The organism is Achromobacter sp. JCM 18799 (assembly GCF_055395645.1).
The window spans coordinates 5187362-5202577 of the sequence record NZ_AP043866.1 but is presented as its reverse complement, the minus strand read 5'-3'; the positions used below and the strand labels follow the sequence as shown (position 1 = coordinate 5202577).

Sequence of the window (15216 nt, the reverse complement as noted above, 5' to 3'; positions counted from 1 at the left end):
GGCCAGCCCATCATTCCAGTCCAATGATATATTTTTCACTTTCCATATCAGAGTTGATATGTAGAGATGAGCCCTCCCGACTCCGCTGCTCCCCTGCAGCCAGGCTGGTATCTGCGCGGCCGGCTGCGCCTGCGCCATCTGCAGCTCATGCTGTTGCTGGACGAAGTCCACAACGTGGGCATGGCGGCGCAACGCATGGCCACCACCCAGCCCGCCGTGTCGCGCATGATCGCGGAACTGGAGGACATGCTCGGCGCGCGGCTGTTCGACCGCACGCCCAAAGGCACCTTCCCCACGCCCCACGGCGACTCCCTGATCCGCCATGCGCGCTGGGTGCTGGGCGACCTGGAACGCATGAGCGGCGAATGGTCCGCCGCGCCCGACCTCGACGTGGAAACCATCCATGTCGGCGTCAACTCCGCGGCAGCGGCTTACCTGGTGCCGCGCGCGCTGCTGCGTTTCGAACAGCAGACGGCCAACGTCAATGTGCTGGTGCGCGAGGGTTCACTGGAAGCGTTGATGCCGGACCTGCACACCCGCAAACTGGACTTGCTGGTCGCGCGCATGGGCGCAGCCGCACGCACGCCTGACACCCTGACGCAAGTGCTGTACGAAGAGCCGATGTGCGTGTGCGCGCGCAGCGGACATCCGCTGATGGATGTAGCCCAGGTTTCCTGGGCGCAACTGGCGGCCTATCCGTGGATCATGCCGCCGCGCGGCAGCCCGGCGCGCATCGGTCTGGACATGCTGTTGCAGCGCCATGGCCTGTACCCGCCTTCACGCATCGAATCAGCGTCGGCCCTGAACAACATGATGTTGATGGCCAACAGCGACCTGCTGTCGCTGCTGCCCCGCTGCGTCGCACGGCACGCCGCCGGCGGCCGCGAAATCGCCATCCTGGATATAGAACTGCCGCCCGTGTTCGGCCCGCTGGGCATCGTGCGGCACAACAGCCTGGACTTGTCGCCGCGGATGCGGGATCTGATCGAGTGCCTGCGGGCCGAGGCTGCAGACGCGGCGGCGCCGCGCTGAGCGCATGCGGGACGCGTGGCGCGCGCCCCGCATGAAAGGCTAGCCGACGCGGCGCGCGGTCAGCCACTGCGCGGGCTTGAGCGCCTTGTCCACGATGCGTATCTCGCCAATGCTGCCGAAGAAGCCGTCGGCGCGCTCGCCGTCCCACGAACCCGCGCCGATCACCCAGGGCATGTCGGCGGCCAGCGTCGCCAGGCCGGGGGCATTGCTGACGTTGCGCAATACCGGCGCGCCCTCGATGTACAGAATGGTCTCGTGCGTGTCGGCGTCGTTGACCACCGCGACGTGGAACCATTTGTCCGCAATGATCTCACCCGACCAGTTGGTCTTGCCGCCGCGCTCGCCGGCCACGACCGGCACGATTTCCCACTGGATCTCGCGCAGGCTGGACACGGCGAAGATCAGGGGCGGAGATTCCGGATCGCCGCCATTGAATCCCGCCAGGTCGCCGCGCTTGCCGTCGCGCGTCATCACGTTCATCCAGGCGTGCTTCTGCGCGCTCCAGTCCCGGTCGATCTTCAGGAACGCCTCGACCGTGTAGCCGTTGGGCACCGTGGCGCTGTTGATCGCCGCAGCCGCTTCAGTGGTGAAGTAGCTCATGCGCGCGGTGTTCTTGTCGGTGTTCAGGAAGCGCACCGAACCGGGCGCGGCGGACAGGTAGTGATGATCGTCCGACCAGACCAGGTCGCCTTCCTGCGCGCCCGCCACGCCGTCGATGTTGAGCGCGGCGCGGCGGATCGGATTCAGCCCGGTCAGATCCGCGACGGTTTCACCCACCTTGACGGGCAGGCCGGCCTTGCCGCCGAAGAAACGCCAATGCGCCAGCGTCCCCGCCACCAGCGGATAGTCATTGCTGTCGGCGGCCGGCTTCTGTTCGACGGTCGCGGGATCCGTGTAGTTGGCCAGGATCAGCGCCGTGGCCTGTTCCACCAGCGAGGTGTGCGAGGGAGCCGCGGCCTTGAACGTCTTGTTGAAGCCGGAGAAGCGGCTGGCGAAGTCCATCTTGATGGTGAACTGCTCGTTGGGCGTGGTCAGCACCGCCTGGTCGAACGCGTTGAGCGTGTCCTTGGGCTTTTGCGGCACCCAGGGCGAGAACGACAGCACCCGGATCTCGTTGTTGCCCAAATCGAATTCGTACAGCCGCATCAGGCCGTTGCCGCCCTGATAGGCCATCTGGTAATCCACCACCATTTCCTCCACCGCGTGGCCGTAGGCATTGGTCTTGGTCAGGCGGGTGGCGCCGTGGTAGTGGCCATTGAGCGTCATGAAGATCTGATCGTTGTCGCGGATCAGCTTGTCCCACAGCATCTTGCCGTAAGGAACTTCCAGCGGGCTGACGCCATCCTTGTCGATGTTCAGCAGCTGGTGGTTGATCAGGATGGCGGGCAGCGTGGGATTGGCGCGCAGCACCTGGTTGGCCCAGGCCAGGGCGTCGTTCGACGCGCGCCAGGATAGCGACAGCACCAGGAACTTCTGCCCTTCGGCCTCGAATACGTGGTACTCGTGAAAGCCGGTGGCGTCGCGGCCGCCGAAGGTGGCCTGCTGCTTGGCGCGCGTGACGCTGAAGTGCTGCAGGTAGGGTTCCTTGGCCAGGTCGCGCTGCGCGTCGGTGTTGGCCGACTGGCTGCTCTCGTCCACATAGTCGCGGTCCACGATCACGTCGTGGTTGCCCGCCAGGATCGAGTACGGCACCTTGGCGTCTTCCAGCACCTTCATCGCGGCGCTGGCCACCTTCCACTGGTCGGGTTTGCCCTGCTGGTCGACCACGTCGCCCAGATGGACCAGGAACGGAATATTGAGCGCCTTGGCGTGCTCGGCCACCCAGCGCGTCTGCGCCTGGTAGGGCTCGCTGCCGTACTTGCGCATGAACTGCTGATTTTCGGCGTCGGTGGCGTAACGCGAATAGAACTGCGTATCCGGCAGCACCGCGAGCGCGAAACTCGACACCAGGGCCGGTTGGGGCTTGCCGATACCGCCGTCGCCTTCATCGTCATCATCATCGCCGCCGCCGTTGCAGCCGCTGAGCAGGAAACTGCCGCCCATGGGCAACAACGTCACGCCCAAGCCCGCGCGCAGCAGGCTGCGCCGCCGGTTGTCGGGCGCCTGCGGCAAGGCATCCGCCACCTGCTCCACGATCTGCGTATTACCCTGGCCGTGCTTGCTGTCCTTCGTCATCTCTGCTGCCTGTTCGAAAAAGGCGGGAGTCTAGAGACGCGGAATGACGGCGGGATGACTGAGTCCGACACGCAAATGCAAAAAAGCCGGCAACGCTTGCGCGATACCGGCTTTCAGCCAAAGGGGTCGGGAAACACCTTCATGAATTCGACCACATGAGTGGTCGGGGCGAGAGGATTCGAACCTCCGACTCCTGCGTCCCGAACGCAGTACTCTACCAGGCTGAGCTACGCCCCGAGTCTTACTACTACTACTACTGACTTCGCTGCGCTCAGTGCAACCAAATCATCTTTCGCTTTCATCAACCGCCACGCTTAAGGCCACCGGGTTTCCCCATCTGGGTTTCCCCAGATTTTTCGCCTAATTCGCTTAGCGATCTCTGTTCACCGCGAAAGCGCAGAATTCTAACAGAGATTTTTGAAAAGGGGAAATGGGATAAGCAGAAAGTGCTTTTCGGGCCAGATCCGCCTCGGCCACGGCGGCCTGGCGGGCATGTTCCAGGGCGTCCGTCGCCTGGATGGCGGCGGCCACGGCGGCGAAGTCGGCGTCGCCGGTCTTGATCGCGTCGCGAATCAGTTGCTGCTGTTCCGGGGTGCCCACTTCCATCACGCGGATCAGCGGCAGCGTGGGCTTGCCCTCGCGCAGGTCGTCGCCCACGTTCTTGCCCAGGGCGGCGGCGTCGCCGCTGTAGTCCAGCACGTCGTCCACCAGCTGGAAGGCGGTGCCGACGTGGCGGCCGTAGGCGGCCGCGGCGGCTTCCTGCTCGGGGGTGGCGCCCGCCAGCACTGCGCCCACCTGGGCTGCGGCCTCGAACAGCTTGGCGGTCTTGTAGCGCACCACTTGCAGATAGCGTTCCTGCGAGACGTCCGGGTCGTGCACGTTCAGCAGCTGCAGCACCTCGCCCTCGGCGATCACCGTGGTGGCTTCGGACAGGATGCTCATGACGCGCATCGAGTTCGCTTCCACCATCATCTCGAAGGAGCGCGAATACAGGTAGTCGCCCACCAGCACGCTGGCGGCGTTGCCGAACACCGCGTTGGCGGTTTCGCGGCCGCGGCGCAGGTCGGATTCATCGACCACGTCGTCGTGCAGCAGGGTCGCGGTGTGGATGAACTCGACCACGGCGGCCAGCAGTTGGTGGTGCGTGCCCTCGTAGCCCAGCGCGCGCGCCACCATCAGCACCATGGCCGGGCGCATGCGCTTGCCGCCCGCGCCTATGATGTAGTCGCCGATCGTGCGGATCAGGACCACTTCGGAATTCAGCCGCTCGCGGATGACCGCGTCGACGGCTTTCATATCGTCTGCAATGGGGGCAACAAGCTCGGGGAGATTCAAGACGTATCCGGGAGAGTGAAACGAGCCGCGGCGCGAACGCGCGCCGGCTCTTACCGCTGGGCCCGCCGCAGACGGCGGGAGGATTCGACCAAGGATTATACGGGGAGTGACGGACCGCGAGCCGTCATCCTGGCGGAATCGCCGACAGGAACGGCGCCCGGCGCGCCCTCCCCGCCCAGCGCCGTCTGGCGACGGCTCAGGTCCCTTGCCGCAACAGGCCGCGCCCGGCCAGATTGGCATAGAGCGCGCGCACCCCGAAGGTCCAGGGTTCGATCTCGGTGGCCAGCCGCACTTCGTTGACCAGCGCGCCCAGGCGCTCGGACGCGATCACGACGCGGTCGCCCAGCTTGTGGGTGAAGCCGGTGCCCGGGCCCATGCGGTCCTGGGTGGGCGAGAACATGGTGCCCAGGAACAGCATGAAGCCGTCTGGATACTGGTGATGCTTGCCGCAAGCCTGGCGCACCAGGTCCGGCGGATCGCGGCTGATCTCGCGCATGTGGCTCACGCCGTCCAGCACGAAGCCGTCCTGGCCCTCGATGCGCAGGGACACATCCGCTTGACGCACGCTGTCCAGGCTGAAGCCGCCGTCGAACAGGCGAATGAAGGGACCGATGGCGCAGGAGCCGTTGTTGTCCTTGGCCTTGGTCAGCAGCAAGGCGCTGCGGCCTTCGATGTCGCGCAGGTTGACGTCGTTGCCCAGCGTGGCGCCGACGATTTCGCCGCGGCTGTCCACCGCCAGCACGATCTCGGGTTCGGGATTGTTCCAGCGGGATTCGGGCAATACGCCGATTTGCGCGCCCGTCCCCACCGACGCCATGGGCGGCGCCTTGGAGAAAACCTCGGCGTCCGGGCCGATCCCCACCTCCAGGTATTGCGACCACTGGCCGCGCTCGGTCAGTTCAGCCTTCAGTTTGGCCGCTTCGGGCGAGCCCGGCCGCAGGCGGGACAGGTCCGAGCCGATCAGCGCCTGCATGCGGACACGGATTTCCTCGGCGCGGCTGGCATCGCCGCCGGCCTCTTCCTCGATCATGCGTTCCAGCAGACTGATGGCGAAAGTGACGCCTGCCGCCTTGACGGGCTGCAGGTCGCAAGGCGCCAGCAGGCGCAAGCCCTCCTGGCCTGCCAGGCTGGCTGCCATCAGGGCATGCACGTCGCCCAGCGACTCGCCGGCGGCGCTGGCCGCGAGCGCCACGCGGTCGGGACGGTCCAGCAGGTCCGCCATGGTGGGCGCGGCCGCCGTGATGTCGATCACTTCGCCGCGGCGCACCGCCACGACGCAGGGGCCATGCCCCGGCCGCCACACCCGCCCCACCAGCAACGCCTGTTCCAGATCGACGGGCAGCGCCTTTGCTTGGTCCATGAGTCTCCTCGCCTTGTTCGAATGATGTGCGGGGCAGTCTAGGAGACTTCCATTATCATGTCCAACATCATGAATTTATGTCCAATATATTGGACAAATAGAGCATGGCTACCGTACACGACGTCCCCGCCATCCGCCGCACGCACGACATCCTGCAAGTGCTGGCCGGCCGCAACACGCCGGTCAAGGCATCGGAACTGGCCGAATCCTGCCAACTCGCCCGCAGCACGCTCTATTTGCTGCTGGATTGCCTGGAACAGCGCCGCTGGATCGAGCGCCGGGATGGCGGCTATGTCATCGGCATCGAACTGATGGCGCTGGGCCATGCCTATCTGCGCCAGGACGGGCTGCAAGCGGCATTCCAGGCGGCCGCGGGCGCTTTCGTGGCGCGGCACAACGAAGTGGTGCAGCTGGCGACGCTGGATGGCTTCGATGTGGTCTACCTGGCCCGCGAGGACGCGCGCCGCCCCGTGCGGCTGGTGTCGGACCTGGGCCTGCGCCTGCCGGCGCACGCCTGCGCGCTGGGCAAGGCGTTGCTGGCCAGCCTGCCGCCCGAAGACCTGGCCGCCCGCGTACCGGATACGCTGCCGCGCGTCACCGAACGCAGTCTCGCCACCCGCGCCGCGCTCGACCAGGAACTGGAACAGGTGCGCAGCACGGGCCTCGCGCAGGATCTGGAGGAAGTGGCGACCGGCCTGGTCTGCTATGCCGCCTACGTGGGCATGACGCCGCTGGGCAAGCGGGTAGCCGTCAGCACCTCCATCCCCACCGACCGGCTGGACGAAGCCCACCGCCGCGACGTGATCGACGGGATTCAGCGGGTGGCGCGGGACATCGCCCTGCGGGTGATCCCCGGCGCTTGAAGCGCGCATGCGACACCTAAGCCCTTAGCCTGCAACAGCTTTTTGACTTTCTGAAAGTCCCGGGCTAATATTCCGGATTCGGTCAGCAATGCCCGAATTACGTCGGTTGCATTTGCGTCACCCCTCTGGGTGCCAAGGAAGGTTCAACTTTCCCAGGCATCAAGGCCTTTTTTCTTCCGCCAGGCTCTGGCGCCAGGAGAAGAAAGCGCCCCGCCAGAGCGGCAATCCCGCCCAGCAGGGCAGGCAGCGCAGATGGACCCATTTACCTATTTAAGGAATCCCCCATGTACGCGGTCGTAAAAACCGGTGGCAAGCAGTATCGCGTTGCCGCTGGCGAAAAACTCAAGATAGAACAGATACCGGCAGACATTGGGCAAGAAATCACCCTGGACCAAGTGCTGTCCGTGGGCGAAGGCGACCAACTGAAAGTTGGCACGCCCCTCGTCTCCGGCGCCGTGGTCAAGGCAACGGTTCTTGCGCAAGGCCGCCACGACAAGGTCAAGATCTTCAAGATGCGCCGTCGCAAGCACTACCAGAAGCGTCAGGGCCACCGTCAGAACTACACCGAAATCCGCATCGAAGCCATCACGGCTTAAGAAGCGACTCGGTACCACTTAGCAGGAGCTAAACATGGCACAGAAAAAGGGCGGCGGCTCTACGCGGAACGGACGCGACTCAGAATCGAAGCGTCTGGGCGTCAAGGCATTCGGCGGCGAATTGATTCCCGCTGGTTCGATCATCGTGCGTCAGCGCGGCACGCGCTTCCACGCTGGCGTGAACGTCGGCATGGGCAAGGATCACACCCTGTTCGCGCTGATCGACGGCAAGGTTCAATTCGGCTTCAAGGGCGCGTTGAACAAGCAGACCGTTTCGATCGTCGCTGCCGAGTAATCGGACCAGCACGGTCAGCAACGCGGTTCGCCGCGTTCCAGAACGGCAAAAGCCCTGTCGCATGCGGCAGGGCTTTTTTGTTTTAAGCTTTTCCAGATTTCGGGCAGCAGCCGGACGGTTCCGGCCCCTGCCTCCCGGCGGCGCCGAATGACGGCCCCGCCCCACTCCTTACCACTACACGCGCGGACATCATGAAATTCGTAGACGAAGCCACCATCGAAGTCGTCGCCGGCAAAGGCGGCAATGGCGTGGCGAGCTTTCGCCGCGAAAAGTTCATTCCCAGAGGCGGCCCGGACGGCGGCGACGGCGGACGCGGCGGCACCATCTTCGCGGTGGCCGACCGCAACATCAACACGCTGATCGACTACCGCTACGCGCGCCTGCACCGCGCCAAGAACGGCGAAAACGGCCGCGGCTCGGACCAGTACGGCGCGGCCGCGCCGGACATCACGCTGCGCGTGCCGGTGGGCACCATCATCCATGACGCCGACACCGGCGAAGTCCTGTTCGACCTGAACCAGCACGAACAAAAAGTCGTGCTGGCCGCCGGCGGCCAGGGCGGCATGGGCAATATCCACTTCAAGTCCAGCGTCAACCGCGCACCCCGCCAATGGACGCCCGGCAAGGAAGGCGAGCACCGCTACCTGCGCATGGAACTGAAGGTGCTGGCGGACGTGGGCCTGCTGGGCCTGCCCAACGCCGGCAAGTCCACGCTGATCACGCGCATTTCCAATGCCAAGCCGAAGATCGCGGACTACCCCTTCACCACGCTGCACCCCAACCTGGGCGTGGTGCGCACCTCGCCGTCGCGCAGCTTCGTCGTGGCCGACATTCCCGGCCTGATCGAAGGCGCCTCCGAAGGCGCCGGCCTGGGCCACCTGTTCCTGCGCCACCTGGCGCGCACCCGCGTGCTGCTGCACCTGGTGGACGTGTCCACGCCCGACCCGGACGCGGATCCCGTCGAGCAGGCCGTGGTCGACGCGCGCGCCATCGTCGAGGAACTGCGCCGCTACGATCCGGAACTGGCCGCCAAGCCGCGCTGGCTGGTCCTGAACAAGCTGGACATGGTGCCCGACCCCGAGGACACCAAGCGCCGCTTCCTTGAACTCTACGACTGGAAGGGTCCGGTGTTCGGTATTTCCGGCCTGTCGGGCGAAGGCACGCAAGACCTGATCTACGCGCTGCAGGACTACCTGGACGCCGAGCGCGAAAAGGAACACCTGTCGCAAGACCAGGCCGAAGAGAACTATGTCGCGCCGGACCCGCGCTTCGACGACAAGCGCTCGACCGCCGACCAGCGCCCCGCGCCGCGCGGCGACGACGAATAAGCCATAATCGCAGTCCTTACGATTACGCCTTTTTCTCGCCGCAGCCGGCCGCCATCATGTCTGCTGAAACACCTGTCGTTTCCGTCGTCACCAACGCCCAGCGTCTCGTCGCCAAAGTCGGCTCGTCGCTGGTCACCAACGAAGGCCGAGGCCTGGACCGCGCCGCCGTGGCGCACTGGGCCGCGCAGATCGCCGCCCTGCACAAGCAGGGCAAGCAGATCGTGCTGGTCTCCAGCGGCGCCATCGCCGAAGGCATGGCGCGCCTGGGCTGGCGCAAACGCCCATCGGTGATGCACGAACTGCAGGCGGCCGCGGCCGTGGGCCAGATGGGCCTGTGCCAGGCCTACGAGGCGGCCTTCGCCGAATACGGCCTGCGCACCGCCCAGATCCTGCTGACGCACGAAGACCTGGCCGACCGCCACCGCTACCTGAACGCCCGCAGCACGCTGTTCGCGCTGCTGCGCCTGGGCGTGGTGCCGATCGTGAACGAGAACGACACGGTCGTCACCGACGAAATCCGCCTGGGCGACAACGACACCCTGGGCGCGCTGGTCACCAATCTGATCGAAGCCGACACGCTGATCATCCTGACGGATCAACGCGGCCTGTACGACTCCGATCCGCGCAAGAACCCTGACGCCAAGTTCATGTCGCACGCCCAGGCTGGCGACCCCGCGCTGGAAGCCATGGCTGGCGGCGCGGGCAGCGGCATCGGCACGGGCGGCATGCTGACCAAGGTGTTGGCGGCCAAGCGCGCGGCGCATAGCGGCGCGCATACCGTCATCGCGTCGGGCCGCGAGCGCAACGTGCTCACGCGCCTGGCCCAGGGCGAGTGCATCGGCAGCGAACTGCGCGCCGTGCTGCCCGTGTGGTCCGCGCGCAAGCAGTGGCTGGCCGATCACCTGCGCCTGCGCGGACGTGTGGTGCTGGATGACGGCGCCGTGCAGGCGCTGCTGCGCGAGGGCAAGAGCCTCCTGCCCATCGGCGTGACCGAGGTGGAAGGCGAGTTCGGCCGCGGCGACGTGGTCGCCTGCGTGGATGGCCAGGGCCGCGAATGCGCCCGCGGCCTGATCAACTACTCATCGGCCGACACTCGCCGCATCCTGCGCCAGCCTTCGTCGCAGATCGCGCGCATTCTGGGCAGCATGACCGAACCCGAGCTCATGCATCGGGATAACCTGGTAGTGCTCTAAGACCCTGCATGCTTGCTGCGCCTTGGGGCAGCAGGATGTAGCCCCACCCCCGCACCGCGAGCACGGGCAAGTCGATATTGAGGCGGCGCGCCTTGCTGCGCAGCCGCGACAAGAGCACGTCAACCCGCCGCGCCCCATCCAGGGCTTTGCGCGTACCCGCAGGGAAAAAGCATTCGCGGCGCAGGCAATAGCCCGGCGCGCTCAACAAGCGGACAAAAAAAGCGCGCTCGGTGACCGTCAACGGCAGAAACTCGCCAGCCGGCCCCGCCAGCGCGCCGGCGTGCGGGTCTAGCCTCCAAGGCAAGGCGGTGGACGGCGCGCGCCGATACAGATTGCGCAGCAGGGCATCCCATTCCAACGCGTCCATACCTGCAGCGGTACAGACATCCGCGCCCGCATCCAGCGCGGCGATGCGATCGGACGCGTCGACATCTGCGGCCTGCCACAGCACCGCCATAGCGGGCGCCGCCCGGCGCAGCATGGCAATGAGGCTTGGCACTCCCTGAGTACCTCCCAAAAGTACCAGGGCATCAGCGCCCTGCGCCTGCAAGTGTTCCAATACGGCAGCGGACGAATCGAACACGCGGACCTGCCAACGCAACAGACGCAAAGCCTCGGCGAAATTCTCGTCCGCCCTTGCGTCGAGCCGTACGACGAAGACGCTGCCTCGTTGCTCCATGCGCTCACCTTTGATAAATATCACTTAAGTAATATTTATAACCACCAAAGCGCGTGACCAGCAAGCTTCAATCGCCGGTGTGAAAACATTCTCAGACCGACTGAAGCATGCGCGCCTGCTGCGTGGCCACACGCAGAAAGACCTCGCTCGTCTGGCGCGCATTTCGCAAAGCGCCATCGGCAGCTACGAAAGCGGCCTGCGGCACTCAAGCCGCTCGGCCCGCAAGCTGGCACAGGTCCTGAAGGTCGAGGTCGAATGGCTGGAAACCGGCAAGGGCCCGCTGGAACTTCCCGTGGAAGGCTACGACCTCAGCAACACGCTGCCCGCGCCCGGCGTGGCCGAACCCGTACCGCGCCCCGGCGGTCGGCCGCGTCCGATGGCGCCCTGGCCCTTCCCGAATATTTCGCCTTCGCTGTTCGAATCGCTCACGGCCGACGACCGCGTGATCCTTGAATCGATCACACAGGCCTACATCGAAAAAACCATCCTCATCCGCCGCGGCGCCAAAACGCGCGGCCGCAAGCTGGGCTGATCGCGGGCAGCCTTTGCGGGCCTCGCGCAAGCTCACGTCCGCCAAGCGCATCCCAGTGACAGAAATCGCGCAGTAGCTCCCCTGCCACTCGATAAAGCACGTACAGTGGTCGGCGATTTTTCGCGCCGCCGCTTGCGTATTACGTGCAACTTCGACTACGCCATTGGCGTACAAACCAATCATGGTTTTCATAGAAACCAGCGTCTTTACCCGGCAAATCACCTCCCTGCTGCCCGATGAAGGCTATCGAGAATTGCAGCGATGCTGCTGGAGGATCCCGCATGCGGCCGGGAACCGGCAAGAGCGATGGGATACGGGTGATCTATTACTGGCTCACCGATGACGACCAGATTCTGATGCTGTTGGCCTACCCAAAGAGCGTGCGGGACAACCTGAGCGCAGCGGAACTTTCTGAACTGCGGGCGCTGGTAAAGGACTTGTGAAATGAACAAGCAGTTACTTGCCGATTTGAAGACAAGCCTCAAAGAAGCGGCAGCGATACGCAAGGGAGAGACGCGTCCTTCGAGGATATCCACGCTCGATCCTCTGGACGTGAAGCAGGTGCGCGAACAGACCAAGCTGTCTCAAGCTGAGTTTGCGGCGGCGTTGCAGGTCAGCGTTCGCACCCTGCAAAACTGGGAGCAAAAGCGCCGGGTCCCTACCGGACCGGCTGCCGCTCTGCTGAAAGTCGTGGCCAACGAGCCTGAGATCGCGCTACGCGCCTTGCACCGTTAGGCACACGGGGCCGCGCAAAAGACGCCAAGCCCTCATCAATCCTCCTCCCACGCATCGTGCGCGAACGTAAAAAAGCCCGGCATTGCCGGGCTTTTCGCCGCTAGCCTCGCTCAGGGCTTGGCAGCGGGAGCCGGAGCAGCACCGCCAGCCGGCGGCACGGCGGCGTCGCCGCGGATCTTGGCGGCGATTTCCGAGGCGGCCTGGGCCGAGGCCACACCGAAGGCCAGCACGCCGCGGTTCAGCGGTTCGCCGATGAGCGGGGCGGCGACCAGTTCCTGGTCGATCACGAGCGCCAGCATGTTGCCGACGTTCTTCGTGCTGACGTCATTGAGCTTGCGCGCGCCGGCTTCCGAGAAGCGCAGGCCGACGAAGTTCTGGCCCTGGCGGTCGACCAGCGCGGCGGCGTCGGTGAGATCTGCGCGCGTCAGGACGGGCACCGTCTGCATGTAGAGCTTGCCGTCGGGCAGGTTGATTTCGCGCATGCCGGCGCCGGGCTGCTTCTGCGCCAGGTAGAAGTCCACTGAGGCCGCGGCGGCGGCGGGCTTGGCGGCCTCTTGGCCTGCTTGCGGCGTGGCGGTATCGCCAGACGTCTTAGTCGGGGCGGTCTTGCAACCCGCTAGCGCCAACGTCACGACTACCAGGGCGGGCGCCAATTTGCGTAGGGTCAGTTGCATGCTCGTTTCCTTCTTAATGTGGACTAAGACCAGGCGATGCACTCCATCCCCGGCACTGGAAAAGTGTACCGAACCTGAATGACAGTGTCGCCCCAGTCTGAATCCAATTGTAAAGCGGTAATACCAGCTGCCGCCTGCTCCGGCTGACACGGCGCAGCAGCCACGCGATTCGTCGGAACGCGCGCCAGCCTCTATACTTCGCTTTCGCGCAGGGGTACTCGTCCCGCCTACATGGCCGGACGTGTTGAGAGAGTCCCTTCGTACCAGTACGGATAATGCCGATGCTGGGAGCCGTATTCCCGCCATGCGTCTTTGCGCGCGCGGCGGGAATTCCTTCCCGATCGGCTCCAACCACTCGCTTGGAGCTTTCCATGAACGCCAATCCCAAATTCCTGGCCGCTACCGCCGAAGTCGACGCGGCGGCCGTCGCACCGCTGCCCAAATCCCGCCGCGTGTATGAAGTGGGCTCGCGCCCCGACATCCGCGTGCCATTCCGCGAGATCGAGCAGGACGATACGCCGACGATGTTCGGCGGCGAGAAGAATCCGCCGCTCACCGTCTACGACTGCAGCGGCCCCTACACCGACCCCGAAGCCAAGATCGACATCCGCCGCGGCCTGCCCGAACTGCGCCGCGCCTGGATCGAAGAGCGCGGCGACACGGAAGTGCTGTCGGGTCCGACCAGCGACTATGGCAAGGAACGCCTGACCGATCCCAAGCTGACGGCCATGCGCTTTGACCTGCAGCGTCCGCCGCGCCGCGCCAAGTCCGGCGCCAACGTGTCGCAGATGCATTACGCGCGCCGCGGCATCATCACGCCGGAAATGGAATACGTGGCGATCCGCGAGAGCCTGCGCCGCGAACACTACCTGCAGACGCTGCGCGACAGCGGCCCCGACGGCGAGAAGATGGTCAAGCGCCTGCTGCGCCAGCACCCGGGCCAGTCCTTCGGCGCCTCCATTCCCGCGGCCATCACGCCCGAGTTCGTGCGCGACGAGATCGCGCGCGGCCGCGCCATCATCCCCGCCAACATCAACCACCCTGAAGTGGAGCCGATGGCCATCGGCCGCAACTTCCTGGTGAAGATCAACGCCAACATCGGCAACTCCGCCGTCAGCTCCGGCATCGGCGAGGAAGTGGAAAAGATGACCTGGGCGATCCGCTGGGGCGGCGACACGGTCATGGATCTGTCCACCGGCAAGCACATCCACGAAACGCGCGAATGGATCATCCGCAACTCGCCCGTGCCGATCGGCACCGTGCCGATCTACCAGGCGCTGGAGAAGGTCGACGGCAAGGCCGAGGACCTGACCTGGGAGATCTTCCGCGACACGCTGATCGAACAGGCCGAACAGGGCGTGGACTATTTCACGATCCACGCGGGCGTGCGCCTGCCGTTCATTCCGATGACGGCCGACCGCATGACCGGCATCGTCTCGCGCGGCGGCTCGATCATGGCCAAGTGGTGCCTGGCACACCACAAGGAGAGCTTCCTGTACGAGCGCTTCGAGGAAATCTGCGAAATCATGAAGGCCTACGACGTCAGCTTCTCGCTGGGCGACGGCCTGCGTCCGGGCTCGGGCTACGACGCCAACGACGAAGCGCAATTCGCCGAGTTGAAGACCCTGGGCGAGCTGACGCAGGTGGCCTGGAAGCATGACGTACAGGTCATGATCGAAGGCCCGGGCCACGTGCCGATGCAGATGATCAAGGAAAACATGGAGCTGCAGCTGGAACATTGCCACGAGGCGCCGTTCTACACGCTGGGCCCCCTGACCACCGACATCGCTCCCGGCTACGACCACATCACTTCCGGCATCGGCGCGGCGTTGATCGGCTGGTACGGCACGGCGATGCTCTGTTATGTGACGCCGAAGGAACACCTGGGCCTGCCGAACAAGAAGGACGTGAAGGACGGCATCATCACGTACAAGATCGCGGCCCACGCGGCAGACCTGGCCAAGGGCCATCCGGGCGCGGCGATCCGCGACAACGCGCTGTCCAAGGCGCGCTTCGAATTCCGCTGGGACGACCAGTTCAACCTGGGGCTGGATCCGGACACGGCGAAGGAATTCCACGACGAGACGCTGCCGAAGGATTCGATGAAGGTGGCGCACTTCTGCTCCATGTGCGGACCGCATTTCTGCTCGATGAAGATCACCCAGGACGTGCGGGATTATGCGGCGGCTCAGGGGGTTAGCGAGAAGGACGCGTTGCAGAAGGGGATGGAGGAGAAGTCCATCGAGTTCGTTAAGAAGGGGGCCGAGGTTTATCATCGGCAGTGATGTTGTTCTTTTGACGGGTGTTGGTTCTTAAGACGCACGGCGCGGCAGTGGCCTGCCGGGCGCGGGGCCACGATTGCGGTCCGGAGCCTTCGCTCCGGACTGCCCCGTCGTCATCCTCGTCCTCGCCTTCGGCG

General features: G+C 65.1%; 15 protein-coding genes and 1 tRNA gene. 10 read left to right on the top strand and 6 right to left on the bottom strand.

Annotation, left to right across the window (positions count from 1 at the left end; translation table 11 throughout):
- The first annotated feature begins 66 nt into the window (after positions 1 to 66).
- Positions 67 to 1032 (top strand): LysR family transcriptional regulator, encoded by a 966-nt coding sequence (locus ACZ5YA_RS24575; protein WP_280015699.1) that lies wholly within the window; start codon positions 67 to 69, stop codon positions 1030 to 1032.
- A 39-nt stretch (positions 1033 to 1071) separates the two neighbouring features.
- Here ACZ5YA_RS24575 and ACZ5YA_RS24570 read toward each other — a convergent pair whose 3' ends face one another.
- The 4 genes from ACZ5YA_RS24570 to ACZ5YA_RS24555 form a co-directional block, all read right to left on the bottom strand.
- The gene (locus tag ACZ5YA_RS24570; protein WP_464091344.1) at positions 1072 to 3207 is read right to left on the bottom strand and encodes a laminin G domain-containing metallophosphoesterase family protein; all 2136 of its coding nucleotides are present in this window, start codon (positions 3205 to 3207) and stop codon (positions 1072 to 1074) included.
- Between the two features lie 160 nt (positions 3208 to 3367).
- Positions 3368 to 3444: transfer RNA gene (locus ACZ5YA_RS24565), tRNA-Pro, on the bottom strand.
- Between the two features lie 132 nt (positions 3445 to 3576).
- Entirely contained in the window at positions 3577 to 4542 is a 966-nt protein-coding gene (gene ispB, locus ACZ5YA_RS24560; protein ID WP_054457702.1) for an octaprenyl diphosphate synthase, read from the bottom strand.
- Between the two features lie 196 nt (positions 4543 to 4738).
- Positions 4739 to 5902 (bottom strand): fumarylacetoacetate hydrolase family protein, encoded by a 1164-nt coding sequence (locus ACZ5YA_RS24555; RefSeq protein ID WP_464091343.1) that lies wholly within the window; start codon positions 5900 to 5902, stop codon positions 4739 to 4741.
- Between the two features lie 104 nt (positions 5903 to 6006).
- Between ACZ5YA_RS24555 and ACZ5YA_RS24550 the strand changes: the two genes are divergently transcribed.
- From ACZ5YA_RS24550 to proB, 5 genes are all read left to right on the top strand, one after another.
- Positions 6007 to 6765: an IclR family transcriptional regulator gene (locus tag ACZ5YA_RS24550; RefSeq protein WP_280015693.1), complete on the top strand. Its 759-nt coding sequence runs from the start codon at positions 6007 to 6009 to the stop codon at positions 6763 to 6765.
- Between the two features lie 284 nt (positions 6766 to 7049).
- Positions 7050 to 7361, top strand: a complete 312-nt coding sequence (gene rplU, locus ACZ5YA_RS24545; protein ID WP_006216228.1) for a 50S ribosomal protein L21 — start codon at positions 7050 to 7052, stop codon at positions 7359 to 7361.
- Positions 7362 to 7395: 34 nt separating this feature from the next.
- Positions 7396 to 7656, top strand: a complete 261-nt coding sequence (rpmA, locus tag ACZ5YA_RS24540; protein ID WP_006216229.1) for a 50S ribosomal protein L27 — start codon at positions 7396 to 7398, stop codon at positions 7654 to 7656.
- Between the two features lie 191 nt (positions 7657 to 7847).
- Positions 7848 to 8984: a GTPase ObgE gene (obgE, locus tag ACZ5YA_RS24535; RefSeq protein WP_059378158.1), complete on the top strand. Its 1137-nt coding sequence runs from the start codon at positions 7848 to 7850 to the stop codon at positions 8982 to 8984.
- 56 nt (positions 8985 to 9040) lie between these two features.
- Positions 9041 to 10177 (top strand): glutamate 5-kinase, encoded by a 1137-nt coding sequence (gene proB, locus ACZ5YA_RS24530; protein ID WP_059378159.1) that lies wholly within the window; start codon positions 9041 to 9043, stop codon positions 10175 to 10177.
- Here proB and ACZ5YA_RS24525 read toward each other — a convergent pair.
- Positions 10146 to 10856 carry a response regulator transcription factor gene (locus ACZ5YA_RS24525; RefSeq protein ID WP_059378160.1) on the bottom strand — a complete coding sequence of 237 codons (711 nt, stop codon included), beginning with the start codon at positions 10854 to 10856 and terminating at the stop codon, positions 10146 to 10148. The two genes, proB and ACZ5YA_RS24525, sit on opposite strands and share 32 nt — an antisense overlap.
- A gap of 79 nt (positions 10857 to 10935) precedes the next feature.
- Here ACZ5YA_RS24525 and ACZ5YA_RS24520 point away from each other — a divergent pair, with 79 nt between their 5' ends.
- The 3 genes from ACZ5YA_RS24520 (at position 10936) to nadS (ending at position 12123) form a co-directional block, all read left to right on the top strand.
- Positions 10936 to 11388, top strand: coding sequence for a helix-turn-helix domain-containing protein (locus ACZ5YA_RS24520; protein ID WP_059378162.1), 453 nt, complete (start codon positions 10936 to 10938; stop codon positions 11386 to 11388).
- A gap of 281 nt (positions 11389 to 11669) precedes the next feature.
- Complete coding sequence (locus ACZ5YA_RS24515; RefSeq protein WP_464091342.1) at positions 11670 to 11831, top strand: hypothetical protein; 162 nt, start codon at positions 11670 to 11672, stop codon at positions 11829 to 11831.
- 1 nt (position 11832) lies between these two features.
- The gene (gene nadS / locus ACZ5YA_RS24510; RefSeq protein ID WP_464091341.1) at positions 11833 to 12123 is read left to right on the top strand and encodes a NadS family protein; all 291 of its coding nucleotides are present in this window, start codon (positions 11833 to 11835) and stop codon (positions 12121 to 12123) included.
- 110 nt (positions 12124 to 12233) lie between these two features.
- Here the strand turns inward: nadS and ACZ5YA_RS24505 are convergent, their stop codons facing one another.
- Positions 12234 to 12797: a SecDF P1 head subdomain-containing protein gene (locus tag ACZ5YA_RS24505; RefSeq protein WP_059378164.1), complete on the bottom strand. Its 564-nt coding sequence runs from the start codon at positions 12795 to 12797 to the stop codon at positions 12234 to 12236.
- Between the two features lie 371 nt (positions 12798 to 13168).
- On the opposite strand from ACZ5YA_RS24505, the gene thiC reads away from it, so the two are divergent.
- Positions 13169 to 15082 carry a phosphomethylpyrimidine synthase ThiC gene (thiC, locus tag ACZ5YA_RS24500; protein ID WP_059378166.1) on the top strand — a complete coding sequence of 638 codons (1914 nt, stop codon included), beginning with the start codon at positions 13169 to 13171 and terminating at the stop codon, positions 15080 to 15082.
- Positions 15083 to 15216 lie beyond the last annotated feature (134 nt).